Annotated in this window: 31 protein-coding genes; 15 read left to right on the forward strand and 16 right to left on the reverse strand. The window is 70.5% G+C overall.

What is annotated here, in order from left to right; translation table 11 throughout:
* Nucleotides 1–18: 18 nt before the first annotated feature.
* The gene (locus ACTXG6_RS29365; RefSeq protein ID WP_445182642.1) at nucleotides 19–906 is read right to left on the reverse strand and encodes an AurF N-oxygenase family protein; all 888 of its coding nucleotides are present in this window, start codon (nucleotides 904–906) and stop codon (nucleotides 19–21) included.
* Nucleotides 907–1,015: 109 nt separating this feature from the next.
* Here ACTXG6_RS29365 and ACTXG6_RS29370 point away from each other — a divergent pair, with 109 nt between their 5' ends.
* Nucleotides 1,016–1,615 carry a TetR/AcrR family transcriptional regulator gene (locus tag ACTXG6_RS29370; protein WP_445182643.1) on the forward strand — a complete coding sequence of 200 codons (600 nt, stop codon included), beginning with the start codon at nucleotides 1,016–1,018 and terminating at the stop codon, nucleotides 1,613–1,615.
* 8 nt (nucleotides 1,616–1,623) lie between these two features.
* On the opposite strand, the gene ACTXG6_RS29375 is transcribed toward ACTXG6_RS29370, so the two are convergent.
* From ACTXG6_RS29375 to ACTXG6_RS29415, 9 genes are all read right to left on the reverse strand, one after another.
* Nucleotides 1,624–1,884 carry a hypothetical protein gene (locus ACTXG6_RS29375; protein ID WP_445182644.1) on the reverse strand — a complete coding sequence of 87 codons (261 nt, stop codon included), beginning with the start codon at nucleotides 1,882–1,884 and terminating at the stop codon, nucleotides 1,624–1,626.
* Nucleotides 1,885–1,964: 80 nt separating this feature from the next.
* The gene (locus tag ACTXG6_RS29380; protein WP_445182645.1) at nucleotides 1,965–2,408 is read right to left on the reverse strand and encodes a hypothetical protein; all 444 of its coding nucleotides are present in this window, start codon (nucleotides 2,406–2,408) and stop codon (nucleotides 1,965–1,967) included.
* 82 nt (nucleotides 2,409–2,490) lie between these two features.
* Complete coding sequence (locus ACTXG6_RS29385) at nucleotides 2,491–2,706, reverse strand: hypothetical protein (protein ID WP_445182646.1); 216 nt, start codon at nucleotides 2,704–2,706, stop codon at nucleotides 2,491–2,493.
* 110 nt (nucleotides 2,707–2,816) lie between these two features.
* Nucleotides 2,817–3,173, reverse strand: coding sequence for an FAD-dependent oxidoreductase (locus ACTXG6_RS29390; protein ID WP_445182647.1), 357 nt, complete (start codon nucleotides 3,171–3,173; stop codon nucleotides 2,817–2,819).
* A 591-nt stretch (nucleotides 3,174–3,764) separates the two neighbouring features.
* The gene (locus ACTXG6_RS29395) at nucleotides 3,765–4,499 is read right to left on the reverse strand and encodes a hypothetical protein (RefSeq protein WP_445182648.1); all 735 of its coding nucleotides are present in this window, start codon (nucleotides 4,497–4,499) and stop codon (nucleotides 3,765–3,767) included.
* Nucleotides 4,500–4,635: 136 nt separating this feature from the next.
* Nucleotides 4,636–5,508 carry a cytochrome c biogenesis CcdA family protein gene (locus tag ACTXG6_RS29400; protein ID WP_445182649.1) on the reverse strand — a complete coding sequence of 291 codons (873 nt, stop codon included), beginning with the start codon at nucleotides 5,506–5,508 and terminating at the stop codon, nucleotides 4,636–4,638.
* Complete coding sequence (locus tag ACTXG6_RS29405; RefSeq protein WP_445182650.1) at nucleotides 5,505–6,230, reverse strand: DsbA family protein; 726 nt, start codon at nucleotides 6,228–6,230, stop codon at nucleotides 5,505–5,507. Before ACTXG6_RS29405 ends, ACTXG6_RS29400 begins: the two co-directional genes overlap by 4 nt.
* 98 nt (nucleotides 6,231–6,328) lie before the next feature.
* The gene (locus ACTXG6_RS29410) at nucleotides 6,329–6,727 is read right to left on the reverse strand and encodes a VOC family protein (protein ID WP_445182651.1); all 399 of its coding nucleotides are present in this window, start codon (nucleotides 6,725–6,727) and stop codon (nucleotides 6,329–6,331) included.
* Nucleotides 6,728–6,757: 30 nt separating this feature from the next.
* The gene (locus tag ACTXG6_RS29415; RefSeq protein ID WP_445182652.1) at nucleotides 6,758–7,534 is read right to left on the reverse strand and encodes an IclR family transcriptional regulator; all 777 of its coding nucleotides are present in this window, start codon (nucleotides 7,532–7,534) and stop codon (nucleotides 6,758–6,760) included.
* 113 nt (nucleotides 7,535–7,647) lie between these two features.
* Between ACTXG6_RS29415 and ACTXG6_RS29420 the strand changes: the two genes are divergently transcribed.
* From ACTXG6_RS29420 to ACTXG6_RS29455, 8 genes are read left to right on the forward strand one after another with little or no spacing between them, the layout of a single operon-like run.
* Nucleotides 7,648–8,343 carry a 4-carboxy-4-hydroxy-2-oxoadipate aldolase/oxaloacetate decarboxylase gene (locus tag ACTXG6_RS29420; RefSeq protein WP_445182653.1) on the forward strand — a complete coding sequence of 232 codons (696 nt, stop codon included), beginning with the start codon at nucleotides 7,648–7,650 and terminating at the stop codon, nucleotides 8,341–8,343.
* Nucleotides 8,343–9,440 carry a 4-oxalomesaconate tautomerase gene (locus ACTXG6_RS29425; RefSeq protein ID WP_445182654.1) on the forward strand — a complete coding sequence of 366 codons (1,098 nt, stop codon included), beginning with the start codon at nucleotides 8,343–8,345 and terminating at the stop codon, nucleotides 9,438–9,440. Before ACTXG6_RS29420 ends, ACTXG6_RS29425 begins: the two co-directional genes overlap by 1 nt.
* A complete protein-coding gene (locus ACTXG6_RS29430) occupies nucleotides 9,437–10,468 on the forward strand; it encodes an amidohydrolase family protein (protein WP_445182655.1) in 1,032 nt (343 codons plus the stop codon). Before ACTXG6_RS29425 ends, ACTXG6_RS29430 begins: the two co-directional genes overlap by 4 nt.
* The gene (locus tag ACTXG6_RS29435; RefSeq protein ID WP_445182656.1) at nucleotides 10,465–11,379 is read left to right on the forward strand and encodes an amidohydrolase family protein; all 915 of its coding nucleotides are present in this window, start codon (nucleotides 10,465–10,467) and stop codon (nucleotides 11,377–11,379) included. Before ACTXG6_RS29430 ends, ACTXG6_RS29435 begins: the two co-directional genes overlap by 4 nt.
* Complete coding sequence (ligA, locus tag ACTXG6_RS29440; RefSeq protein ID WP_445182657.1) at nucleotides 11,376–11,765, forward strand: protocatechuate 4,5-dioxygenase subunit alpha; 390 nt, start codon at nucleotides 11,376–11,378, stop codon at nucleotides 11,763–11,765. The genes ACTXG6_RS29435 and ligA overlap by 4 nt, the downstream gene beginning before the upstream one ends.
* Before the next feature lie 2 nt (nucleotides 11,766–11,767).
* Entirely contained in the window at nucleotides 11,768–12,610 is an 843-nt protein-coding gene (locus tag ACTXG6_RS29445) for a class III extradiol dioxygenase subunit beta (protein WP_445182658.1), read from the forward strand.
* The gene (locus ACTXG6_RS29450) at nucleotides 12,607–13,563 is read left to right on the forward strand and encodes a Gfo/Idh/MocA family oxidoreductase (protein ID WP_445182659.1); all 957 of its coding nucleotides are present in this window, start codon (nucleotides 12,607–12,609) and stop codon (nucleotides 13,561–13,563) included. Before ACTXG6_RS29445 ends, ACTXG6_RS29450 begins: the two co-directional genes overlap by 4 nt.
* Before the next feature lie 12 nt (nucleotides 13,564–13,575).
* Nucleotides 13,576–14,784, forward strand: a complete 1,209-nt coding sequence (locus ACTXG6_RS29455) for a 4-hydroxybenzoate 3-monooxygenase (RefSeq protein WP_445182660.1) — start codon at nucleotides 13,576–13,578, stop codon at nucleotides 14,782–14,784.
* A 24-nt stretch (nucleotides 14,785–14,808) separates the two neighbouring features.
* Here the strand turns inward: ACTXG6_RS29455 and ACTXG6_RS29460 are convergent, their stop codons facing one another.
* The 4 genes from ACTXG6_RS29460 to ACTXG6_RS29475 form a co-directional block, all read right to left on the reverse strand.
* Nucleotides 14,809–15,711: a LysR family transcriptional regulator gene (locus ACTXG6_RS29460; protein ID WP_445182661.1), complete on the reverse strand. Its 903-nt coding sequence runs from the start codon at nucleotides 15,709–15,711 to the stop codon at nucleotides 14,809–14,811.
* A gap of 59 nt (nucleotides 15,712–15,770) precedes the next feature.
* Nucleotides 15,771–16,658: an ABC transporter substrate-binding protein gene (locus ACTXG6_RS29465; RefSeq protein WP_445182662.1), complete on the reverse strand. Its 888-nt coding sequence runs from the start codon at nucleotides 16,656–16,658 to the stop codon at nucleotides 15,771–15,773.
* A gap of 348 nt (nucleotides 16,659–17,006) precedes the next feature.
* Nucleotides 17,007–17,774, reverse strand: coding sequence for a DUF1932 domain-containing protein (locus ACTXG6_RS29470; RefSeq protein ID WP_445182663.1), 768 nt, complete (start codon nucleotides 17,772–17,774; stop codon nucleotides 17,007–17,009).
* A 703-nt stretch (nucleotides 17,775–18,477) separates the two neighbouring features.
* Complete coding sequence (locus ACTXG6_RS29475) at nucleotides 18,478–18,927, reverse strand: universal stress protein (protein ID WP_445182664.1); 450 nt, start codon at nucleotides 18,925–18,927, stop codon at nucleotides 18,478–18,480.
* Nucleotides 18,928–19,499: 572 nt separating this feature from the next.
* Between ACTXG6_RS29475 and ACTXG6_RS29480 the strand changes: the two genes are divergently transcribed.
* The 4 genes from ACTXG6_RS29480 to ACTXG6_RS29495 all read left to right on the forward strand — a co-directional run bounded on the left by ACTXG6_RS29480 (nucleotide 19,500) and on the right by ACTXG6_RS29495 (nucleotide 22,292).
* Nucleotides 19,500–19,793, forward strand: coding sequence for a hypothetical protein (locus ACTXG6_RS29480; RefSeq protein ID WP_445182665.1), 294 nt, complete (start codon nucleotides 19,500–19,502; stop codon nucleotides 19,791–19,793).
* 502 nt (nucleotides 19,794–20,295) lie between these two features.
* Nucleotides 20,296–20,451 (forward strand): DUF6131 family protein, encoded by a 156-nt coding sequence (locus ACTXG6_RS29485; protein ID WP_445182666.1) that lies wholly within the window; start codon nucleotides 20,296–20,298, stop codon nucleotides 20,449–20,451.
* Nucleotides 20,452–20,915: 464 nt separating this feature from the next.
* Nucleotides 20,916–22,037, forward strand: coding sequence for an anion permease (locus ACTXG6_RS29490; protein ID WP_445182667.1), 1,122 nt, complete (start codon nucleotides 20,916–20,918; stop codon nucleotides 22,035–22,037).
* 18 nt (nucleotides 22,038–22,055) lie between these two features.
* Entirely contained in the window at nucleotides 22,056–22,292 is a 237-nt protein-coding gene (locus ACTXG6_RS29495; protein ID WP_445182668.1) for a hypothetical protein, read from the forward strand.
* 102 nt (nucleotides 22,293–22,394) lie between these two features.
* On the opposite strand, the gene ACTXG6_RS29500 is transcribed toward ACTXG6_RS29495, so the two are convergent.
* Together ACTXG6_RS29500 and ACTXG6_RS29505 are read right to left on the reverse strand one after the other, a co-directional pair.
* Nucleotides 22,395–22,703: a DUF202 domain-containing protein gene (locus ACTXG6_RS29500; RefSeq protein ID WP_445182669.1), complete on the reverse strand. Its 309-nt coding sequence runs from the start codon at nucleotides 22,701–22,703 to the stop codon at nucleotides 22,395–22,397.
* A complete protein-coding gene (locus ACTXG6_RS29505) occupies nucleotides 22,700–23,056 on the reverse strand; it encodes a DUF202 domain-containing protein (RefSeq protein WP_445182670.1) in 357 nt (118 codons plus the stop codon). The genes ACTXG6_RS29500 and ACTXG6_RS29505 overlap by 4 nt, the downstream gene beginning before the upstream one ends.
* A 377-nt stretch (nucleotides 23,057–23,433) precedes the next feature.
* On the opposite strand from ACTXG6_RS29505, the gene ACTXG6_RS29510 reads away from it, so the two are divergent.
* Nucleotides 23,434–24,237: a polysaccharide lyase family 7 protein gene (locus ACTXG6_RS29510; RefSeq protein ID WP_445182671.1), complete on the forward strand. Its 804-nt coding sequence runs from the start codon at nucleotides 23,434–23,436 to the stop codon at nucleotides 24,235–24,237.
* A 42-nt stretch (nucleotides 24,238–24,279) separates the two neighbouring features.
* Complete coding sequence (locus ACTXG6_RS29515) at nucleotides 24,280–25,302, forward strand: LLM class F420-dependent oxidoreductase (protein ID WP_445182672.1); 1,023 nt, start codon at nucleotides 24,280–24,282, stop codon at nucleotides 25,300–25,302.
* Nucleotides 25,303–25,314 lie beyond the last annotated feature (12 nt).

Below are 25,314 nucleotides of genomic sequence, written 5' to 3' on the forward strand. Positions count from 1 at the left end.
TCGGCGAACGCGCCAGGGTCAGGCGATGAACCCGTAGCGCCGCCAGACAGCGCGGGAGAACCCGTTGAGCAGGCCCTGCCCCTCGAAGAACTCCCGCATCGGGGCGAAGTAGCGCTGCCGGGGCTCCAGGAGGTGCGGGTTGGCCATGGCCTGGCGGACCGCCTCGCTCGGGTCGAGCCCGCAGCGCCGGTACACCTCGCGGCTCACGCTCATCCGGTGGATCACGAACGCGGCCAGCCCGTTGGCGTTGCGGGCGAACGCCCTCTCCCACCGGGGAGCCCGTTGCACCCGTCGACGCACTCCTTCACGGGCGAACTTGATGTGCCGCGCCTCCTCGGTGACGTGGATCTGCATCAGCCGGCGGATCAGCGGCTGGACGACCGGGTTCCGCATCTGGTCGCGTTGCGCCTGGTCGATCCACTCCTCGCCGCAGAGCGCCGCCACCCAGAGGAACAGTCCCCGGTAGACGAGCGGAAATGCCTGCACAGCCAGTGCCTGGGACCGGGTGAGCCGGTACGGCCGGGCGCCCATCCGGGCCACCGCCCGCCCGAACATCATCATGTGCCGGGTCTCGTCGCCCAGTTCGATCAGCGAGTAGTGCACGTGCGCCGAGGTCGGGTCCTGGAACAGCATGGTCCGCAGCAGGCCCTGGTTCAGCGTGTTCTCGAACCACACGCCCATGCTCAGCGTGTTGGCAGTCTCCTCGCGGGCCAGGGTCCGGCGCTGCTCATCGGTCATGGCCTCCCACAGCGGGGTGCCGAAGAGCGACACCGCCTCCGGCGACCGGAACCACTTGTCGTCCTCCAGCGGCGCATCCCACGCGATGTCCACCCCCGGGTCGAAGGATCGCTTCAGGGAGCCGCCGATCAACCGCTGCGCGACCTGTTCCCGCTCGGACACTCCCACGGCGACCTCCCCGATCCGGTTTACGAATTAACAAGAACCGTAAACATGCGGGGGTCGCCGGTCAACGGCTACGATTACAAATTCCGCAAATCTGTCAACGGGGGTCCGGGTGGACAAGGCGACGGAGATCCGGGCGCGCATCCTGGACGCCGCCGAGGGGTGCCTGCTCGACGGTGGTTTCCGCAGTGGCCGCCTGCACTCCACGATCGCCGCGCGCGCCGGGCTGTCGCGCCCCACGCTGTACAAGTACGTCGGCGACCAGGACGCCATCAGCAATGCGCTGATCCACCGCGAGCTGACCAGGTTCCTGGAGCTGCTCGCGCCGATCCTCGAAGCGCCGGCCCCGATCGGTGAGCACCTGGTCACAGTGCTGACCTTCGTCGTGGACCACGCGCGCAACCACCCACTGCTGCGGGCCGCGCTGCGCGACGTTCCCGAACAGGTGCTGCCGTCGTTCACCACACACGCCGGGGTGCTCATCGAGCGGGTCGAGCTGGTGACCCGGCCGCACCTGCAGCGCCGGATCGACTCCGGCGAGCTGCCGGACGTCGACCCCCGACTGCTGATCGATGCGTTGAGCCGGGTGGCCATCTCGATGGTGTTCACCAACGGTCTGGTCGACCTGACCGACCCGGACACGCTGCGCGGCTACCTCGGCGCGGTGGGCCTCATCCTGAACGGCACACGCAGCCCGTCGACCACCGGGTGACCGGTGACTCAGATCGAGCGCAGCATCGGTGCGATCTCCTCGCCGACCGGGCTGTCCGCGCTCGGGTGCTCGACCAGTGCGAGCACCCGGTTGGAGAGGAACCGCGCGGTGCGCACCGTGCTGCCGCCCCGAGTGGTCTCGGATACCTCGATGACGCCCCGCGAGTGCGCGATGCCGACCTTGCGACCAGCCCGGGTCGCGACAATGTCGTAGGTCTTCGTGGTGCCGCTGCCGGCGTCGATGACGATCTCTACGCGATCACCCTTCATGGCTCACGCCGCCTCTACATTGTTGGGGATGCGCTACGTACAACCCCTGCGACCTGCGGATTGTTCCCGAATTGCGCCGGTCACGGCCCCTCGGTGCCGCCGCCGACCGCGCCCAGGAGCTGCTCGCCGAACCAGTCGAGATCGGCATCGAGCTGGTCGCTGCCGACACTGAGGCCCGCGAGCGGCCCGGTAGTCATCGACGTCAACCCCCGGCTGGTGGAGCCGGGAAACGCCATGGCGGCGGGCTCGACCTGGTCGGCGCATACCTGAAGATCGCCTGTGCCTCGAGCCCGGCGGCCCGCCCGGACGGGCGCCCCGGAGTGCGCACCCACCAGCTGCTGCTCGCCCTGGTCGGAGCGCACCGTCGCCGTGCGGTGCTGGCCGAGCTGGGCGCCGTGGTCACCCGCACCGGGAGGTACCGGGGCAGCATCGAAGAGCTGACCCCGGTGCGCCGCGACCCGGTCGCTGGTCTGTCGATGGCCGCCGTTGCCGCGCTGCTGCTGGTGCGCCCCGACCTGCGGCACCACCTGGCCGGTGGCGCCGTCAGTGGTTATGCGCTCGACGCCCCCGGCTGGCGCCGGGAAACCGCCCGGCCGGCAAGCTGCCCTAGTTGGCCGAGGTCGGCAGCGCGTCCGCGCGTACCCGGTCGCAGGTCCGCTCCACGTCTTCCCACACCTTGCGCGCATCGGCGTCGGAGTTGATCCAGCGTTCGGCCGTCGCGGCGGCCACCGTGTCCCCGCTCTCGGCGAGGACGTGGAGCTGCACCAGCTCGTCGTACCACTCGGGTGATTGGCTGGACAGGCTCTGTGCGTGGTTGGGCATACGCAACCCTGATACCTGCGAGCCTCAAACGAGGCGTGATGTGACAAGTTCCACTTCGCAAGAACCTACCTGAGCGACAGGTCAGGCAGGGTGTCACGCCCTGTGGTTGCCTAGTGACTCACCAGTCGCCCTCGCGCCATGAAATCGAGCGGGACCTCGGTGCGACCCACCAGGGCGTCCGCGACAACCGAGGCGAGGGCCGGGGCGTACTTGAAGCCGCGACCGGAGAACCCGGAGGCGACGAGCAGCCGCCCCCCGACGGCGGTCCTGCCGACGAGCGGTGCGCCGTCAGAGCTGTAGAGGTCGGTGTAGGCATCCGTGCGCACCGGGTGCGGGTGCAGGCCGGGCAGCACCTCGCTCACGGCCGAGGACATCGCCGCGATCTCGGCGCGGTCCTGCCGGCGTACCACCTGGTCCGGGTCCTCGACCGGGCTCGACCGCACCGCGCCGGCGACCTTGACCGACACCCCGACGACGGTCGGCGCGCGTCGGAGTCCAGTACCTCGACACGTTCATCACCACGACGAGCTTGCCGGCCTGGGTGACCCGGGCCGGCACCTTCGCGGCGGCGCCGGGGTCGGTTGCCACGTTGCTGAGCGCGGCGAACCGACCGACATCGCCCGAGCCGCCGGCGGCGGGCGGGGCGGCGGCGCACGCGGTGCTGGTCACGGCGATCACGGCGAGCAGGACTGCCCACCACCGTGCGTTGCCGGCCTGGGCCGGGCGGACTGCGCGCACGAGGGGCTCCGATCAGGTGGAGAGGCGTTCGGTTCCCGCCGGCGCGATGACGACGGCGTAGCGCACGGGCATCTCCAGCGACCGGCACTTCGTGCGCGGTGTCGCAACAGGCCCACTCCGACCGATGCGGTGGTCCAGGCGGCGGCCTTGTGCAGGGAAGTCTGTCCGGCTGCCCCGGCGCCGCCACAGATTTCGGGGCGCGACTTGGTGGGCCTCAGCGCAACCGGCGGTGCGCCTCGCCGCGGCGGGGCCGGGCCGCGCACGGGAGTGGCGCCGGTCCGAGTTCCGGACCGGCGCCACGTCGAGCTCGAGGCAGACTCCTAGTTGTCGCCGCTGCCGCTGTCGCCGCCGTCGTCACTGCTGTCGTCGCCGCTGCCGCTGTCGTCACTGTCCGCGTAGGTCCCCATGTTCGCCGGCTGGGCGGGGATGTTGCACTTCTGGTTGGCGAAGATCGGACCGGCCATCACCGGCAGGTTGTCCGGCGGGTCGGCCTGGGCCGCCACCCTGCCGGTGAAGGTGTTCTCGCAGTCATCGGTCGCCTGCTTGGTGCCGTCCTGGCCACCGATCCACATGTCCAGGTGCGTATCGGTACCCGCCGGCTGCTTCGCCGCACCGGAGTCCTCCACGATCACATACCGCTGCACCGTCGGCAGATAGAACTTCGTCCCCGGCTGCCACGCCATCTTGCCCTCATGACCAGGCACCGCCACCGTGATCGGGTCCGCGAACGTACCCTGCCCATCGGCCTGCTTGTGCAACACCGGCTCACCCACGACCGACGAACCGGGCGGCGTGTTGTCCTGCCAGGAGTAACCGGTCAACCAGATGGTCAGCTGCTTCGAACCGGCCTGCGGCTGCTGCTGTGCCGGCGGGATCGGCTCGGGCGCGGCCTTCGAGCACCCGACCGCCAGCACCACGACCGCGCCGAGCAGAGCGGACAGCTTGACCGATCGTCCGTACCCCGACCCGCGCCGTGCCCGATCCTCCTGGACCGCGCCGCCACCCTGCACCACGCCAACCACCCCAATCCTGATCACCCGACGATGATCAGCCACTTGATGCACCACCGTTCAGAGCACACGCTCTACCCCGGGCCAGCCAGTGCGCTGTGAGCGAGATGTGAGTGGGATGTGGAGGTCCCGCACAGCCGGGAGCCGATCACCCGGTGAGCCGCGGGCCCGGTCGCGCCGCTTAGTCCTCAGCTGGGTCCGTAGTGGGTTGACCAGCCGAAAGCCTCCGGGCGTGCCGGCGCAGCAGCACCGCGGTCACGATCATCGCGGCGGCCGCGATGATCGCGAGCAGCGCCAGGTCGGGCAGCCTGGACTGCAGCTCGCTGATCGTCTGCTGGGCCCGCTCCTGCCAGCGCACCACGGCGGGGGGTTCGAACAGAGCGGTGAGCCCGCCGGTACCGCGATAGGTCAGGAACAGCACGCCGAGGGCCACGAAGATGAGCCCGGACAACAGCGCCGTGGTGTGCACCCGCCACAGCCCGATGCGTACGCCGTAGCCGCGCAACCAGCGCAGGTGGGCGAGGTCGAAACGGTCCCACAGGGCGGCCAGCACGAACAGCGGAGCGGCCATGCCGGCGCCGTACACGGCCAGCAGCGCCCCGCCGTACACGGTCCGGCCGGACGTGGCCGCCACGGTGAGGACCGCGCCGAGGATCGGCCCGGAGCAGAACCCGGCCAGCCCGGAGACCGCGCCGAGCGCGAACACCGCGGGTACCGAGTCACCGCGGACCCGGGCCAACAGACGCGCCAACGGGCCGATCTGGAAGCCGCCGCCGACCAGCTCGACCACGCCGAAGCCGATCAGCAGCACGCCGGCGATCGTCGCGAGCGCGGTCTGGTGACCGTAGACGAGCTGGCTGGCCGCCGCCGACCCGATGCCGAGCGGCACCAGCACCGCCGACAACCCCAGGTACAGCACGAGCGTGCGGCCGGCCAACCGCGCGTGCGACGGGAAGGCGTAGGCGAGGAACGCCGGCAGCAGCAGTGCCCCGCAGGGACTGAGCAGCGCCAGCAGCCCACCGAGGAACGCACCGGCGTAGCCGATCTCGCTCACCGCGGTGGTGCGCCGCCGGGCACCTGGCCCCGGGCCTGCTCGATGGCGTGCTCGAACGTGCTCAACGGTTGCGAGCCGAAGATCTCCGGCGACCCGTTGACCAGGAACGACGGTGTGCCCGGCACACCCAGTTGCTGCCCGAAGGCGAAGTCGGCCGCCACGGTGTCACGCAACGCCGGATCTCGGCGTGCCAGGTCGAAGCGGGCCACATCCAGTCCCAACCCGCCGGCCAGTCCGTCCAGGTAGCCGCCGGTGAGCCGCCCGCTGCGCAGCGGCGGCTGGTGGGCGTACAGCGCGTCGTGGAACGGCCAGAACTTGCCCTGTTGCCCGGCGGCGCGCGCGGCCACCGCCGCGTCGACCGACTGGGCGCCGTAGTACGGGAAGTCCCGCCACACCAGCCGCAGCACGCCGGTGTCGACGTACTTGGCCAGCAGCGCCGGCTGCACGGTGCGCGCGAACTCGCCGCAGTACGGGCACTGGTAGTCCGCGAACTCCACGACCGTCACCGGGGCGTCCGCCCGGCCGATCATCAGCGCCGGGTCGACCTGGGGCGGCCGGGGCCCGGCCCACTGGGGAGTGCTCGGCGCGGCCGGGGTCGGTGTGCCGGCGGGCGACGCGGCGGGCGCTCCGGCCGGCAGGGCCGCCGGGCGCTGACCGTGCCCACCCCACACGCTGGCGACGGCCAGCCCCGCGAGCAGCACCAACAGCAGGGCCGCCACCACCAGCACACGCTTCGGGTGCAGCGCAGCCTCCTCGGTCGCCTCGGATCCCGCTGCCCACGGTAGCTCTCCCCCGGCGCGGCTCCGGGGCGCACCGGCGATCAACCAGGTCCGAGCAGGTCCCACCGGTTGCCGGCGATGTCGAGGAACACCACCACCCGGCCGTACGGCTCCGCCCTCGGGGCGCCCACGAACTCGACGCCGGCCGCGCTCAGCCGCCCGTAGGCCTCGTCGAAGTCGTCGACCCGCAGGAAGAAGCCCACCCGCCCGGCGACCTGGTTGCCGATCGCGGCCGCCTGGACCGCACCGTCGGCACGCGCGAGCAGGATCCCGGTCTGCGCACCCGGCGGGCGGACGACGACCCACCGCTTCGGCTGGCCACCCTCCGTCGTCAGCGCCGCCGAGTCCTCGGCCAGTTCGAAGCCGAGGGCGTCGACGAAGAACGCGATGGCCGGGTCGTACTCCTCGACGATGATTGCGGTCAACTGCAGGAATGCCATGCCAGGAGCATGCCGGAACGGCCCGACCGGTCAGGGGCGCGGATCCGGGTCGCCGGACGCGCCGAGCGCCCGGGAGATACCCCTGGCCGCCGCGCGCACCGCGGGCACGAACCGCGGCACGTCCGCGCCCCGGGCCGGGACGATGATCGACAACGCCGCCACCACCCCGGCGCCACCGGGGCCGTTGATGGGCGCGGCGACCGACATGGACACCAGTTCGACCTGCCGGGCGGTGATCGCGTAACCGTTCTTCTTGATCTTCGCCAACTCGCGGCGGAGTTCGTCGGGGTCGACCGTCGTGTGCTCGGTGCGCCGCTCCAGCGGTTCGGCCAGCACCTCGTTGACCAGCGCCTGGTCCGCGTGGGCCAGGAGCACCCGGCCCACCGCGGTGACGTGCCAGGGCAGCCGCCGCCCGGGCCGCGCGATGATGCGGGTGGCGTGATGGCTGAAGAGCCGCTCGACGTAGACGACCTCACCGCCGTCCAGCACCGCCACCTGGACGTTCTCGTGGGTCACCTCGTAGAGGTCCTCCATGAACGGCAGGGCGGCATGACGCAGGTCGGTACTGCGCGGAGCCAGCGAGCCGATCTCCCACAGGTGCAGCCCGACCTGGTAGCGCCCGCGCTCGTCGCGTTCCAGCGCACCCCACCGCGTCAGTTCGCCCAACTGCCGGTGCGTCGAGGAGATGGGCTGGCCGAGCATCCGGGCGATCTCGGACAGGGTCAGCACCCGGGACCTCGTGGAGAAACAGTCCAGTACCGCCAACGCCCGCGCGGTGCTGGTCGGCACCGGCTTGCCGTCGGCCATGACCTCTCCATCGGTCGAGAATTCTTACCTCAGGGTGGAAAGTCTAGATCGCCGACCGGCCGCGCGGCGAGATGCTGCACGGGCCTGGCCCAACTGAAGGAGTGGTTGATCGGATGAGCGTCGTGGTCCGCAACGCGCCGCGTACCGATAGCGATGTGGTGGCCGCGCTCGGCGAGTTCGGCGTCGCCACCGTGCACGAGGCACAGGGCCGCCGAGGGCTGCTCGCCTCCCGCCTGCGCCCGATCTACCGCCCGGTTCGGGTCGTCGGTACCGCGCTGACCTGCGAGGTCGCCCCGGGCGACAACTGGATGCTGCACGTCGCGGCCGAGCAGGCCCGGCCCGGGGACATCCTGGTGGTCGCCCCGACCAGCCCGTGCGGCGACGGCTACTTCGGTGAGCTGCTGGCCACCAGCCTGCGGGCGCACGGGGTGGTCGGCCTGGTCATCGACGCCGGGGTCCGCGACATCGCCGAGCTCACCGAGATGGCCTTCCCGGTGTGGTCGGCGGAGGTCAGCGCCCAGGGCACGGTGAAACAGACCGTCGGCAACGTGCAGACCCCGGTCGTCTGCGGCGGCGGACTGATCCGGCCCGGCGACGTGATCCTGGCCGACGACGACGGGGTGGTCGTGGTGAGCCGCACCGAGGCGAAGACGGTGCTGGACAGCTCGCGGGCCCGGGAGGCGAAGGAGGCCGCGACCCGGGAACGGCTCGCCGCCGGGGAGCTCGGCCTGGACATCTACGGCATGCGCGAGGCCCTGGCCGCGAAGGGCCTGCGCTACGTGGACGCAGTGGACGCGGGGGACGCGTAGTGGACCAGCTCGCCGTGCGCTGCTCGGTCATGCGGGGCGGCACCTCCAAGGGGCTGTTCTTCCTGGCGTCCGACCTGCCGGCGGACCGCGCGGCGCGCGACGCGCTGCTGTGCGCCGCGATGGGCTCGCCCGACCCGCGCCAGATCGACGGTGTGGGCGGAGCCCACCCGCTGACCTCGAAGGTCGCCGTGGTGGGGCCGTCGGCCGAGGCGGACACCGACGTGGACTACCTGTTCCTGCAGGTCTGGCCGGACCGGGCCGAGGTCTCCGACGGGCAGAACTGCGGCAACATGCTCGCCGGGGTCGGGCCGTTCGCCCTGGAGCAGGGGCTGCTGGCGTCGGCCGGCGAGGTGACCCCGGTGCGGATCCGGATGCTGAACACCGGCGACATCGCCGTGGCGCACGTGCAGACCCCGGGCGGGCGGGTGCGGTACGACGGGACCGCGCACATCGACGGCGTCCCGGGCGGGCACGCCCCGATCCCGATCGACTTCCTCGACGTCGCCGGTTCGTCCTGCGGGGCACTGCTGCCCACCGGAAACGCCGTCGACAAGGTCGACGGGGTCCGGGTGACCTGCATCGACAACGGGATGCCGGTGGTCTGCATCGCGGCGGCGGACCTCGGGATCACCGGGGCGGAGAGCCCGGCGGAGCTGGAGGCCGACAGCGAGCTGGTCGCCCGGGTGGAGTCGATCCGGTTGGCCGCCGGCCCACTGATGAACCTCGGCGACGTGCACGCGGCCACGACGCCGAAGATGAGCCTGCTCGCGACAGCCCGCCACGGCGGCGCGGTCGCGACCCGGACCTTCATCCCGCACCGGGTGCACGAGGCCATCGGCGTGTTCGGCGCGGTGTCGGTGGCGACCGCGTGCCTGGTGCCCGGGTCGGTCGCGGCCGAGGTCTCGGGTCTGACCGGGACCAGCGGTGGCGTCGAGCTGGACATCGAGCACCCGACGGGTTACTTCACCGTCAGCCTGGACGTGCTGGTCGAGGACGGCGTGGTGCAGGTTCGTCGGGCCGGCCTGCTGCGTACCGCCCGGCTGCTGATGCGCGGCGAGGTCCTGGTGCCCGCTACCGGGGAGGAGACAACTCCGTGATCATCGACTGCCACGGTCACTACACCACGGTGCCCTCGGCGCACACGGCTTGGCGCGATCTGCAGCGGGCGGCGTTCGATGCCGCCGACACTCCCCCGCCGTACCCGGTGATCTCGGACGACCAGGTCCGGGAGTCGGTGCGGGACGGTCAGCTGCGGCTGATGGACGAGCGCGGCGTGGACCTGACGATCTTCTCCCCTCGGGCCTCCGCGATGGCCCACCATGTCGGCGACGAGGCGGTCAGCGCGGCCTGGGCCCGTGCCTGCAACGACCTGGTCCACCGGGTCGTGCAGCTCTACCCGTCGCGGTTCGCCCCGGTCTGCCAACTGCCCCAGTCACCCGGCGTGCCGATCGGGCACTCGGTGGACGAGCTGCGCCGCTGCGTCCTGGAGCTGGGCTTCGTCGGCTGCAACCTCAACCCCGACCCGAGCGGCGGCAACTGGACCGCGCCACCGCTGACCGACAAGAGCTGGTACCCCTTCTACGAGGCGATGATCGAGCTTGACGTGCCCGCGATGGTGCACGTCTCGGCCAGCACCAACCCGGCGTTCCACGCCACCGGCGCGCACTACCTGAACGCCGACACGACCGCGTTCATGCAGTTCCTGCAGGCCGATCTGTTCACCGACCTGCCCGAGCTGCGGTTCGTGATCCCGCACGGCGGCGGCGCCGTGCCCTACCACTGGGGTCGCTTCCGCGGCTTGGCCGACATGCTCGGGCGGCCCGGGCCGGACAGCGCCACGCTGGCGAGCCTGATGGGCAACGTCTTCTTCGACACCTGCGTCTACCACCAGGCCGGCATCGACCTGCTCTTCGAGGTGATCGACCCGGCCAACATCCTGTTCGGCTCGGAGATGATCGGCGCGGTGCGCGGGACCGACCCGCTCACCGGGCACCCGTTCGACGACACCCGCCGCTACCTCGACGCGCTCCAGCTGCCGGCCGATACGGCCGCCTGGGTGTTCGAGGGCAACGCCCGCCGGGTGTACCCCCGGCTGGACGCACAGCTGACGGCGGCCGGGCGATGAGCGAGAAGACGACCCAGAGCGCCTTCACCCCCGACGCGGACTGGCTGGCCTACCACCCCGCACCGAGCCGCCCGAGGTTCCGGCCACCTCCGGGAGCGGTCGACGCGCACTGCCACGTCTTCGGGCCCGGCGACCGGTTCCCGTACGCCCCGGAGCGCAACTACACCCCGTGCGACGCGGGCAAGGACGAGCTGTTCGCGCTGCGCGACCACCTCGGTTTCGACCGCAACGTGATCGTGCAGGCCACCTGCCACGGCGCGGACAACCGGGCCCTGGTCGACGCGCTTCACGCGGCGGACGGGCGGGCCCGCGGGGTGGCCACCGTCCGCGCCGACGTCTCCGACGCCGAGCTCGCCGACCTGCACGCCGCCGGGGTGCGCGCGGTGCGTTTCAACTTCGTGCGGCGCCTCGTCGAGCCGAAGCCGGACCGCTACTACCACCGGATCGTCGAGCGGATCGCCTCGCTCGGCTGGCATGTGGTGATCTACTTCGAAGCGGCCGACCTCGCGCCGCGCTGGGATTTCCTCACCTCGCTGCCCACCACCGTCGTGGTCGACCACATGGGGCGACCGGACGTGACGGAGCCGGTCGACGGGCAGGGCTTCGGGCTGTTCCAGCGGCTGCTGCGGGAGCACCCCAACTTCTGGTCCAAGGTCAGCTGCCCGGAGCGGCTGAGCGTGGCCGGCCCGCCCGGCTACCCGGATGTCATCCCGTTCTCCGGCGCGCTGGTGCGGGCCTTCCCGGACCGGGTGCTGTGGGGCACCGACTGGCCGCACCCGAACATGCGCGGCCACATGCCCGACGACGGCGCCCTCGTCGACCTCATCCCGCGGATCGCCCCGACCGAGGAGCTGCGCACCCGGCTCCTGGTCGACAACCCCCACCGACTTTATTGGAGTGACCAGCCGTGAGCGGAGATCCAGGTCTGTACGACATTCCGGGGACGACGGTGTTCACCGGTGTGCAGACCCGCAAGGGATATCACCTGAACCAGTTCTGCATGAGCCTGCGGGTCGCGGCGAACCGGGTCCGGTTCCTGGCGGACGAGCGGGCCTACCTCGATGAGTGGCCGATGACCGAGGCGCAGAAGCAGGCGGTGCTGACCCGGGACTGGAACGCGGCGTTGACCGAGGGCGGCAACATCTACTTCCTCGCCAAGATCTTCGCCACCGACGGCACGAGCTTCCCCGAGGCGGCCTCACTCATGACCGGGGTCAGCGTGGCTGACTACACCGCCATGATGCTCGCCGGCGGCCGCTCACCCGAGGGTCAGCGCTCCATCAAGGAAGGTCGGTAACCATGGCCCGGATCACCGCCGGCGTCGCCGCCAGCCACGTCCCCGCGATCGGTGCCGCGATCGATCGTGACCAGGTCGGAACCGAGTACTGGAAGCCGTTGTTCGACGGGTTCGGCTGGACCCGGGACTGGATGAGCGAGCAGCGTCCGGACGTGGTCATCCTGGTCTACAACGACCACGCCACCGAGTTCTCCCTGGACCTGATCCCCACCTTCGCGATCGGCTGCGCGGAGACGTTCGCCCCCGCCGACGAAGGTTTCGGGGCGCGCCCGGTGCCCGTGGTGCAGGGACATCCCGCGCTGGCCTGGCACCTGGCCGAATCACTGATCCTCGACGAGTTCGACATGACCATCCTGAACAAGCTCGGCGTGGACCACGGGTTGACCGTGCCGATGTCGCTCATGTTCGGCCAGCCCGAAACCTGGCCGGTCAAAGTGATCCCCGTCCTGGTCAACGCCGTGCAGTACCCGCCGCCGACGGGGAACCGGTGCTGGGCACTCGGTGAGGCCATCGCCAGGGCGGTCGCCAGCTTCGACGAGGATCTGAACGTGCAGATCTGGGGCACCGGCGGCATGAGCCACCAGCTCCAGGGCCCCCGCGCCGGACTGATCAACACACCCTTCGACATCGCGTTCCTGGACCGCCTCACCACCGACCCGCACGCCCTGCGCAAGATCCCGCACCTGGAGTACCTGCGCGAAGCCGGCTCCGAAGGCATCGAGCTGGTCATGTGGCTGATCATGCGCGGCGCCCTCGGCGCCGGAGTCAAAGAACTGCACCGGCACTACCACGTCCCCGCCTCCAACACCGCGGTCGGCCACATCGTCCTCGCGGTCGAGCCGTGAGCGGGCCGGTCCGGATCGCCCTCGTCGGGGCCGGGGCGTTCGGCATCAAGCACCTCGACGCCCTCTCGGTGATCGACGACGCGGTGGTCGGTTCGGTGGTGAGCACCCCGATCGAGCAGGCCAAGGAGGTCGCGGCCCGATACGGCGCGACGCACGCGGGCACCGAGCTGGACGAGGTGCTGGCCCGCGACGACATCGACGCGGTCATCCTGGCCAGCCCCACTCCGCTGCACGCCGAGCAGGCGGTGGCCACCCTGCGGGCCGGCAAGCACGTGCAGGTGGAGATCCCGCTGGCGGACAGCTGGGCCGGCGCCGAGAGCGTCGCCCTGGCCGCCGAGGAGACCGGGTTGGTGTGCATGGCCGGCCACACCCGCCGGTTCAACCCGTCGCACCGCTGGGTGCGCGGGCGCATCCAGGCGGGCGCGCTCACGCTGCAACACCTCGAGGTGCAGACCTACTTCCTGCGGCGCAGCAACCTCAACGCGCTCGGCCAGCCGCGCAGCTGGACCGACAACCTGCTGTGGCACCACGCCGCGCACACCGTCGACCTGCTGCGCTACCAGACCGGGCAGGAGGTGGTGGCCGGACACGTCCTCGCCGGCCCGACCCACGCCGAGCTCGGCATTCCGATGGACATGTCGATCCAGCTGCGCACCAGCGGCGGCACGCTGTGCACCCTGTCGCTGAGCTTCAACAACGACGGGCCGTTCGGCAGCGTCTTCCGCTACATCGGCGACACCGGCACCTATCTCGCGCGCTACGACGACCTCGTCACCGGCAACGACGAACCGGTCGACCTGTCCGGAGTCGGCGTGCCCGGCAACGGCATCGAGGGGCAGGACCGGGAGTTCGTGGCCGCGATCCGGGACGGGCGGGCGCCGGAGTCGAGCGTCACCTCGGTGCTGCCGTCCTACCGGGTACTCGCCGACCTCGACGCGCAGCTCAACGGGTAGAAGGGAACGTCCATGCCCGCGAAGCGCACGCAGGTGGCGATCGTCGGCGCCGGCCCCGCCGGGCTGCTCCTCGCCCAACTGCTGCACCGGCACGGGGTTCGCAGCGTGATACTCGAGGCCAGGGACCGGACCTACGTGGAGGCCAGGATCCGGGCCGGCGTGCTCGAGCAGGGCACCGTCGACCTGCTGCACCAGCTCGGCGCGGGCGATCGACTGGCCCGGGAAGCCCTGGTGCACGACAGCTTCGAGCTGCGGGTCGACGGGCAACGCCACATCATCGGCGTCCAGGAGCTGGCCGGCGTGCCGATGACCGTCTACGGCCAGCAGGAGGTCGTCAAGGACCTCATCGCGCTGCGCACCGAGCAGCACGAGCCGCTGCTGTTCGACGCGCGGGTGGTGCGCATCGACGACGTCACGACGGATCGCCCGAGCGTGGTCTACGAACACGCCGGCCGGACCCACACGCTCCTCGCCGACGCGGTCGTCGCGGCGGACGGCTTCCACGGCGTCGGTCGCCCGACCATCCCGGGCTCGGTGCTGCGCAGCTACCAGCGGGAGTTCCCCTACGCCTGGCTGGGCGTGATGGCACAGGTCGCGCCGTCCTCCGACCACGTCATCTACTCGCGCCACCCCGAGGGTCTCGGCATGTTGAGCATGCGTTCCCCGACCCTGACCCGGCTCTACCTGCAGGTCGACCCTCGGGACACCCGGGAGCAGTGGCCGGACGACCGGATCTGGGAGCACCTGCACCGCAGGCTCGCCACCGACGACGGCTGGACGCTGAACGAGGGCCCGCTCATCGAGTTCTCGGTGGCCCCGATCAGGGCGTTCGTCGCCGAGCCGATGCGCTACGGGCGGCTGTTCCTGGCCGGCGATGCCGCGCACATCGTGCCGCCCACCGGCGCCAAGGGGCTCAACCTCGCCGTCCGCGACGTCCAGGTGCTCGCGCCCGCGCTGGCCGCCCTGGTCAACGAGAACGACGACCGGCCGGCCGGGGAGTACTCCGAGCAGTGTCTGCGGCACGTCTGGTGGGCGCAGTACTTCTCCTGCTGGATGAGCGGGCTGGTGCACGCCTCCGCCGACCCGGTGGAGCAACGGCTGGCCCTCGCCGAGCTGCGTACCGTGATCGCCAGCCCCTCGGCGCAGGCACTGCTCGCGGAGAACTACGTCGGCCTGAGCGCCCGCTCCGACTCGTTCGCTGCCCTGCCACGGCCAGCCTGAGGCCAGCGCCTCGGGCAAGCCTACTCAGGCTGAGCGCTTGGCCAGCTTGCGCAGCCAGGCGGCGAGCGCCTCGGTGCTGCTGGACGGCTCCCCCGGGCGGCAGACGAGACCGAGATCCACCGTGACCACCGACCCCTCCACCGGCAGCCGCGTGAGCCCGTCGAAACTGATCTCGTGCGCGTACCTCGGGACGAAGGTCGCCATCACACCCAGCCCGGCGGCGGTGGCGAGCAACCTGGCCTGCTGGCCGTCCACCTCGAGCACCGAATGATCACCACTGAGTCCACGCTCACGGAGCACGTCGCGGTAGTAGAACGACTCCGCGCCCTTCAGCGGGGCGGTGATGAGCCCCGCCTTCCCGATGTCGGCGATGGTGACCAGCTCCGCCCCGGCCAACGGGTGGTCGTGGCACACCAGGAAGGTCAGCTCGGCCTCGTGCAGGAACTCGAACCGCGCCTCACCGGGCAGGTGCCACCGGATGACGTAGGCGAGATCCAGCTCGCGGTCCAGCACCGCCTGCGCCTCGCGTCGGCTGTGCCCGAAGCGCAGGGACAGCATGGTGCCCTGGTGCGAGCGGCAGAACGGAGCGATCACCTCGTGCAGGAAGTGCTGTTGCTCGAAGGCCAGGCTCGCGCCGAGACGCACTCTCCCCTGGCGCCCTTCCTTCAGGTCGCCGAGCGACTTGGCGAGCCGCTCCTGCTCGGCCAACATGACCAGTGCGGTCTCGTAGACCTCCTGGCCGGCGGTCGTGATGTGGACCGTCCTGCCCTCGTACCGCAACAGCTGGGTGTTGCACGCGCGTTCCAGCTCGCTCATGTGATGCGAGACCGTGGACTGCGCAAGATGCAGCTGGCGGGCCGCCGCCGAATAGCCGTTCCGGTCGACCACGGTGACGAAAACCAGTAGCCGGAACAGGTCCAAGGTCATGAGCGCTCCGTCCACGTCCTCGACCAGGACCTGTTACGCGGCCTGCCAGCCCTACCTGCTCAGGTGAGAACGACTTCCTGGTACTTCGAGGTCTTGTCCTCAAGGTCTAGCAGATTGTGGGCGTCCATCCACTGCTGGGTGGAGTCGTACATCTCCTTGGTGTACGGCTCGAACACCATCCGCTCACCAGGGCCGAACCGCCGCACGTCGACCAGGTCGGCGAGATCCTCGGGCATCTCGCGCAGCCAGTACTTCTTGTACCGCTCCGGCTGCAGGTCGATGTCGCGCTGCGCCGACTGCAGCGCCCGGAAGTACCGCTTCGTCTCCTCCGGGTCGGCGCCCTCGGCGACCAGGAAGCCGACCATGAAGGTCGAGTCGACGATCTTGCGGAACCCGAGCTGCTCGGCGATGTAGTACTGGGCACCGAACAGGTTCGCCACCGGCACCTCACCCCGCACCAGCAGCCGGACCCGGTCGTTCGGCAACCCGGAGAACGTCAGCTTGACCTGCGCACGGTCGAGGAACGGCTCCAGCGCCTGGATCGCCGCGTAGTGGCTGCCCGAGTGGTAGCCCACGGACACCGGCACATCGGCCAGGTCCTCGGGGCGGTGGTAGCCGGAGTCCGGCGCCACGAAGATCCCGGACGGCGTGACCGAGTAGGCGTGGCCCCACATCTTGCCGGCGCCGGCCGCGGTCACCCCGTTCACCGCCCAGTGGCAGGCCGACGACACGTCACACGCCCGACCCGCCGACATGTCCTCGAACGCCCCGCTGCGCACCTCGGCCGGAACGCTGTCGGCCGACTGCACCGGTGCGGTGGTCTTCGCGTTGCCGGCCAGGCTCTCGCCCTGGAACTCATAGTCGAGACCCTCAGCGGTGAAGTAGCCGTGCTCCTCGGCCACCCACTCGTGCAGACGGTGGTGTGACTGGATTACGTACTTTCCCATTGCTGATCCCCTGTCGTCGTTGTCGGGCCGATCCGCGAACGTTTACCTTCGAATACGCTAGGGGCGACCGAGTGTTCGGACAATCAGCCATATTCGATTGGCATATCGAAGTTTTCTATGAGCTTTTCGCACGCTAGGTGCAGCTCGCCCGCGGGGCAAGATGCCCTGCTCGATGGGCCTATCGAGATTTTCGATGACCACCTCGGTGATGCCCGAGACGGGACAAAAACGGCTCCGCCGAGAATTACCCTGACTCGTCGTCCCATCGTCTGTTCGACAATTTCCGGCGATATTCCCGCGGCGTATCCGCCGCCACCGGTGTACTGGTGCTGAATTCGACTCAGGGCACTAGCCGGTCCTGGCGAGCCCGGCGAGCTGGTCGCGGCTGGCCGTGGCGACCAGCGGGTCGACCCCCAGCTCGGTGAGCATCTCGGCGGCGGCGGCCATCTCCGCGCCGCGGCGGGCGGCGTGCCGCAGGCTGCCCTCGACCACACGCCGCACGGTGGCCGCACCGCAGCTCTCCAACTCGGCCGCGATCTCGCGGCGCAGCCAGTCCTCCTGCCCGGCCGCCCGCGCGGCCAGAAGCGCCTCCACGATGGCCGCCGACATGCCCTTGAAGAAGACGCTGCGCAGGAGCTTGCGTTCGGCCGCGGCGCCGGCCGGGCCGTCCAGCACCGTGATGGACGCGCCGACGCCGGTCAGCAGCCGGGCCGTGGACACGGCGCCGGTGCCGCTGACCAGCATCGGAACGGCAAGGCCCCGGCCCGGCACCGGCGCCATGATCGCGACGTCGGCGAAGTCCAGATCGTGCGCCGCGCAGACCCGGGCAAGCTCGGCCTTCGCCCCCGGGGACGCGGTGTTCAGGTCTGCCCAGGTGGTGTTCGGCCCGGCAGCCGCCACGCCACGCCGCAGCGCCGCCCCGGCCTCCAGCGCGCTGTTGACGCTGAGCACCAGGTCGGCGCCGGTCACCGCGTCAGCTTCGTCACGGCACGGGTTGACGCCGGCCGGTGCGCCGACGGCCGGGTCGTAGCCGCGGACGGTCACGCTCGCCCCGACCAGCCCCAGGGCCAGCTCGCCGCCGGCCTCGCCCAGCCCGAGCACGGCCACGGTCAGCACGGCGCCTCCTGCGTATCGGGTTCCTCGCGAAGCTACCCAAGATATGCGCCGGTCGGCTCGATCCGGCGTCGTGGACAGCGGTCCGCGCACGATCGGACGGCACGCCCAGGGCCGCGACCGGTCGCCACAGCGCTCAGTGGTCAATTCGACACGCCCGACCGGGAGGCTCAGCCGCCCAGCGCGCTCGTAGCCCCGTTCAGCAGCACTCCCACGGCGGATACATGGTGATCAGTGCCGGACGTCGGTCTAATCAGACACTTCCGCTCCCCAGCACCTGGACGCCGACGACGCGCATCGGACCCGCCCAGGCTGCCTCGGCGGGGGCGGATCGAGCACCTGGACTCGATCCCCCCAGCCGGTGGAAGATCGGCGACGGCACCAGGGACGGCGCGGAATGCGGCGCCGGTGACGGCGCTGCTGACGGCGCCGCTGACGGCGCTGCTGACGGCGCCGCCGTACATAGGCGAGGGCCGGAGCCGCCGTCCCCGAGACAGCAGCTCCGGCCCATCGCGACCACCCGTCCGCTCCCCAGCGACAAGTGGTTGGTCCGAGCCACGATTGTCCGTCCACATTGGCGATAAGAGTCAGAACGGCTCGTGTTTCACCCGGATGGCGCTGCCCTTCAGCGACATCGGCGAACTTTTGTTACCGCGCGGTAACCTTCCCGCCCAATCGGCGCCCACCGCGCACCCCGGACGCCCGCTCAGGTGGTGTGCACGATGAGCACGTCCACCCCGGAGCGGCGCGCAACACCCTGGGGCACGGACCCCAGGATCCGACCGGCCAGGGTGTTCAGACCGACACTGCCCACGACGAGCAGGTCCGCGCTCGACTCAGCCACGGCCCGGTCCAGCACCGTCACCGGCGCCCCCTGCACAGCCAGGGTGTCCACCACGGCGGCTCCGGCGGAGCGGGCTCGCGATGCCGCGTCGCGCAGCATGCTCTCCGCCGGGGCAGAGCCGACCGCGAGATAGGCCTCGCCCTTGAGAGCGTCCCGTGCGGCCTTGACCTCGACCTCTCCCGCCGGCTCGAAGGCGGTCACGATGAGCAACCCGGCCTGGCTGTCCTTGGCTATCGCGGCTGCCCGGTCCACCGCGATCAGCGAGGTGTCGGAGCCATCGGTGCCCACGACGATCTTCTTGTAAGAGCTCATCGAGAGCCTCCTTCTCATCTGGCGGTCCGGATGGCCGCTGTCTCATCTGGAGTTGCACAGAATCGGGGACACAGCCGGGCGAGTTCACGGACAGGTGCGAATCGTCATCCCGGCGGTCTCCCCCGCCCCGACGGACAGGGCTCGCACGACCGACGTCACTGTCCGACGCGACAAAGGCCCAGTTCAGCCGGGGTCTCGTTGTCGTTCTCGATCCGGTCGACCGCACGCCAGGAGGAACCGAGGCGCGGCCAGCCTTCTCCTCGAAGGTACGACAGATACCCGCGGTATGGACGCTCACCCAGCGAAGATCACACCCGTCGCGCGTCACAGCGGGCGGACTGGTGCGACGCCGCCGCACCGGCACGGCCCTCGGGCATGTGCGGACAGGCACGAACCGAAGATCGATAGGCCATTCAGGTGACACTCGCACAGGGTGCGTGACCACTCGATGTTGCGCCCGTTGACCACTTTGTTCGGCTCGCGGCGAGGAAACGTTCTCCACGAGGTCCCCGCGAACCAAGGCAGCTAGACCGCTAGACCCCAGGCATTCGAGAGACGAAGGAGAGACTTCTGTGTTCATCAAGGCTGGAGCCGTTGTTGCGACCGCGGCAGCTGCACTGTTGGCAGTAAGTCCCCTGGCGTTCGCCAGCGACCACCACGGGCACCACGACGGCCACGGGCTCGCGGACAGCGCCCACATTCAGGGCGGCCTGATCAACATCCAGGACGTGGGCGTTCAGATCCCGATCCAGGCGTGCAACAACAGCATCCTCGAGGGCGTGCTCGGCATCCTGTCGTCCGGCCAGCGCAACAGCGACAGCCACGACGGGAAGTGCGGCCAGCGCAACAGCGCCGACGACAACTGATCCGCGACAGCCGAGTCCGCAGACCGCGGACGCATCGGCTCCCACTTGTCGTCGGGGAGCGGACGAGTGGTGTCCGCCGGGGCTGGTGAGCTACGGCTCGCCAGCCCCGGCCGTGCACCGTGCACCGCACAGCCCGGCTGCACCTGAGCAAAACTGGTTCGGTCCCGTTCAACCGGTCAGGCCACCGCGATGACCACACTCGCGGCGAGAGCTCCGACCGGGCCGGGTGGCCACGTACGGGTGAAGCGTCCCCGAGCACGATGATGAGTGCCCGGCCGCGGCTGGCGCCACCGAGTACCGGCGGACCGCCCCGGCCCCTCCTGCCCCGCCGGATACGTCGCCTCCGCCACGTCACAGATCGGTGTCGGACGCATCGGCCAGGTTTCGACTCCTCACCGAGGGGCACCCAGGCGCATGTTCGCATGAGCGATGCGAACAACGTCTCGGCTGGATTTCCCAAGTGCCCGCAGGGCACAAATGGGACCTGGCTCCAGGAGGAACAATGATCCTCCTCGGCGTGATTCTACTGCTCATCGGCTGGATTACCCACATCTCGATCATTTCCACGGTGGGCACAATCCTGCTCGTTGTCGGCCTCGTGCTCCTACTGTTGGGCTCGGCCGGCCGCGGCATCGGCGGGCGCAGGTGGTACTACTAGCAATTAGCAATGCTCACCGCGCCATGAATCAATGGCCCGGTCGGCGGATGCACGGCGCACGGGGTGGGCTCCTCAGGATCCCACCCCAGCGGCGTCGGTGAGCGCCGCCCCGCAACTCCAGCTCCCCGATCGGCATTGCCGCCAGTCTTGCCGCACACGATGAGCCGCCGGTCGGCCCGCTCGAGCAGGGAGCGGCACCGGCGGCACGATCGCGAACGTCGGCGAGCGGCGGCCCGCGTGCTCCCTCAGCGGGGCGGGTGGGGAGTGACCTGGCTCGCTTCCGGGTGGGTCATCGCGCTGGCCCCCCGGTGAACCAGCGCGGAACGGCGGCCATCAAGTGATGGTGAGGGCCACTGTTGCGTCTCCGTTAACGCGCTGTTTGCTTACGCGCCTTAGCGTCCGGCGTTGTCCCAGCCGTGGCGCAGCGTCGTGCCATCCGTAGTGATCCGCGAAGGACTCTCCCCATGTCGGTCATCGTTATCGCGGTCATCCTGACCGCCCTCATATTTGATTTCACGAACGGTTTCCATGACACGGCGAATGCGATGGCGACGTCCATCGCCACCGGGGCACTGCGTCCCAAGGTAGCGGTCATCATTGCTGGCGTGCTCAACCTGATCGGGGCCTTCCTGTCCGTCGAGGTCGCCAAGACGATCTCCAGCGGGTTGGTCGACGAAGCGAAGATCACTCCGGTGGTGATCTTCGGCGGCCTGGTCGGGGCGATCCTGTGGAATCTGCTCACCTGGCTGCTGGGCCTGCCGTCGAGCTCCTCGCACGCCCTGTTCGGCGGCCTCATCGGTGCCACCTGGGTGGCCGCCGGAGGCAGCGCCATCAAGTTCGCCGGCGTGGTCAGCAAGGTGCTGTTGCCGCTGGTCCTCTCCCCGATCGTGGCGGGCATCGTCGCCCTCACCGCCACCTACCTCGCCTATCGGATCGCCAGGCGCGGTGAGGAAGGCACCATCACCCGCGGCTTCCGGATCTCCCAGATCGTCTCCGCCTCGATGGTCGCGCTGGCCCACGGCACCAACGACGCGCAGAAGACGATGGGGATCATCACGCTCACCCTGATCACCGTCGGCGCCCTCCCGCCGGACGCCGGCCCGCCGCTGTGGGTGATCGCCACCTGCGGGCTGGCCATCGCGTTGGGCACCTCGCTGGGCGGCTGGCGCATCATCCAGACCCTCGGCAAGCGGATCAGCGACATCCAGAGCCCGCAGGGTTTCGCCGCGGAGACCAGCAGCGCGGCGGTCATCCTGGTCTCGGCCCACCTGGGCTTCGCACTGTCCACCACCCAGGTGTGCACCGGCTCCATCTTCGGCGCCGGCGCCGGGCGCAGGCTGGCGGGCGTGCAGTGGGGGGTCGCCGGGCGCATGGCGCTGGCCTGGCTGCTGACCCTGCCGGCGGCCGCCGTCGTGGGAGCACTCGCCGCATGGGTCGCCGGCAGCGGTACCGCCGGCACGATCGTGGTCGCGGTAGTTGCTCTCGCCATCGCCAGCGGGATCTACCTCGCCTCGCGGCGCGAGCCGGTCAACGCGAACAACGTCAACGACGTGCCGGCTCCGCAGCCGGTCACGGTCGGCGTCTGAGTAGAAGGGACTGCATCGGTGAGCATCGCCTGGGGTTCATTGCTGGTCGTCTTCATCGTGTCGTTCGGCTCCGCGGTCGCGGTGGTGGTGTTGGTCGCGTTCGCCCTGGTTGCGCTGTCCGGCCGGGCCACCGCCACCGCCCCGGATTCCCGGCCGGCGCTGATGACGGCGGGTACCGGCACGGCTGTCGCGGGGATCTGCCTGGTCGCGGCCGCCGCGATCGTGCTCTACGGCCTGTACATCATCGTGGCCTGATCATCGTGGCCTGATCGCCGGGGCCTGATCATCGTTGCTCCCGGACGGACTGTCGGGGGCAGGCGGCGGGGGCGCCGACTCCACCGGGTCGGCCCCGCCGTTTCACGCCGTGGACACCAACTGCTGGGCCATCGTGAGGACGCCCGCGGCAGCGACCAGGCCGGCGGCACCGAGCAGCACACCGCCGCGGCGGCCGACTCCACCCCGAGCGCGCACCGCCACCGCGGCCAGCACCACCAGAGCGGCGAGACACAGACCGGCGAGCGTGTCCAGCACCGCGCCCTCGCTCAGCCCGGCCCGCAGCAACAACATCGCCACCACCGCCGAGGACAGGGCGGTCCGCTGCCACGCGAGCGCGGTCCGCTCCGGCTGAGTGCCGCGTTGACCGCGCACTTCACCCCGCCCGGTCACAGCCGCAGCACCAACACGAGCACGACGACCCCGATGACCGCTGTCACCCACCCGACGGCGAACGGCAGCCACGTCATGGGCAGCGGATTCCCGTTCCGCATCGCCCGCTGCACCCGCGCCCACCGCCGGTAGCCGAACGCGGCCAGCAGCGCCGCGGTGACCGCCAGCAGCGCGGCGAGGCCGCTGCGCGCCCCGGGAACGGCAAATGCCGGCACCAGCTGCACCAACGCGACCGCGCCCGCCAGCAGCGCGAGCGCGGTCCGCAGCCACGCCAGGAACGTGCGCTCGTTGGCCAGCGTGAACCGGTAGTCGGGCTCCTCGCCCTCCTCGTACCAACGGGGACCCCGGGACATGCGCCCAGTATCGCGGGGCCTCGACCGCTCCCGCGTCACCGGGCCCACGCCGCCCGGCCGACACGCACGCGGCGGCCAAGGCGCGCGGCGGGGCGCCGTGGACGGTAGCGTGCGTACTCGCCAAGGGATTCCAGCTCCACGCGGTGCCCAGTCGCTGTCGACCCAGTCGCTGTCGGCCCAGCCCGCCGGGGAGCTTCTTGATGATCACGGCGAGCGCTGGTGGGGGTTGTCCTGGTGAGGCGGCGTACGCGGGTCCGTTTTGTCCGGCTGGTCGTGATGGGCGTCGGCATACTGCTGGTGCTGATGATGGTGCTCAGCGCACTGCCCAGCCCCTTCTAGCCGCGACGCCGGTCGGCGGATTTCGCTACCGTGCAGGGGTGATCCAACGCAGCGGGGCCGTCGAACGACCGTCGTGGCGTCGACCTCGTCCGCTGCTCCTGGCGGCGGTGCTGCTCGTGCTCGTCGGTGGCGGGCTCTGGGTGGTTTTCGGCTCGCACCGAGGGCCGAACCGGCCGGCCGCACCGGGCGCGATCGCGCTGAACGGCTGGAAGCTCACCATCCCGGTGGCCGGTGACAACGGCAACGCGGACATCATCGAACCCGCGGCCAGTACCCCGCCGTGGATGACCGCCAAGGACGACGGCAGCCTCGAGTTCTGGGCGCCGACCGCCGGCGCGACGACGAAGACCTCACAGCACCCGCGCTCCGAGCTCAACAGTCTCAACAACTTCACCGCCGGGGACGGCGTGCACTCGCTGCACGCCAGCGTCTCGGTAGCGCAGGTGCCCTCGGGCACCGGGGACATCATCATCGGCCAGATCCACGGCGCCGGCGACATCATCTCGGTGCCGTTCGTCATGCTGCACTACAAGAACGGTGTCATCCGGGTCGTGGTCAAGCAGGTCCAGAAGGGATCGACCGGACAGACCTACCAGCTGCTGACCGGTGTGCCGCTCGGTGCGCGCTTCGACTACACGATCACCGACTCCGGCAACGGCAACCTGGACTTCTCGGCGACCTACGGCGCGGACACCCGACAGGCCACCGCCCCGCTGCCTGATGCGTTCAACGGCGCCACCGTCCGCTTCCAGGCCGGCGACTACCAGTTGGGCGACTCCGGTTCCGACATCGACTCCGACGGCGGCCGGGTCACCTTCTACACATTGACCGAAGGCACCTAAGTTCGATGAAGCCGTGACGTTCGAGGCCGAGGGAGTCGTACCGTGAAGCTCGGGTTGTCGCTGGGGTACTGGGGTGCCGGTCCGGACCCGAAGGCACCGGAGCTGGTGGACACCGCGGAGCGGCTCGGATTCGACTCGGTGTGGACCGCGGAGGCGTACGGCTCGGACGCACTGACCCCGCTGGCCTGGCTGGGCAGTCGCACCAGTCGGCTGCGGCTGGGGACGTCGATCGTGCAGCTGTCCGCGCGTACGCCGGTGGCCACCGCGATGGCCGCGATGACGATGGACCACCTCAGCGGCGGGCGGTTCGTGCTCGGCATCGGCGCGTCCGGGCCGCAGGTCGTGGAGGGCTGGTACGCGCAGCCCTACCCCAAGCCGCTGGCCCGCACCCGGGAGTACGTGGCGATCCTGCGTGCGACGATGGACCGCGAGGTCGTGCGCTTCGACGGCGAGCACTACCAGATCCCGCACCCCGGGGGCGCCGGTCTGGGCAAGCCGCTGCGCTCGACGATCCACCCGCTGCGGCGCATCCCGATCCTGTTGGCCGCCGAGGGCCCGAAGAACGTGGCGATGGCCGCCGAGATCGCCGACGGCTGGTTGCCGCTGTTCTACTCCCCCTACGACGACAAGCGGTACCGGGAGTCGTTGGAGACCGGTTTCGCCCGGCGCGCCGAGGGTGCCGGGGACCGGGCGAACTTCGAGGTCAACTGCCCGGTGACGGTGCAGATCGACGACGACGTGGAGGCGGCCGCGGACCGGATCCGCCCGATGCTCGCGCTCTACATCGGCGGCATGGGCGCGCGCGGCGCCAACTTCCACTACGAGGTGTTCGCCCGCATGGGGTACGAGGCGGAGTGCGCCAGCATCCAGGAGCTCTACCTCGGCGGCCGCAAGGACGAGGCGATCGCGTCGGTCCCGCTGTCGCTGGTGGAGAAGGTCGCGCTGATCGGGCCGAAGGAGAAGATCGCCGAGGAGTGGCCGGCCTGGCGCGACTCGCTGATCACCACGATGCTGATCGGCGGCTCGGCGGACACGCTGCGCACCATGGCCGAGATCGCGTTGTGAGCGGGACACCAA

Source organism: Pseudonocardia sp. Cha107L01 (genome assembly GCF_052566575.1).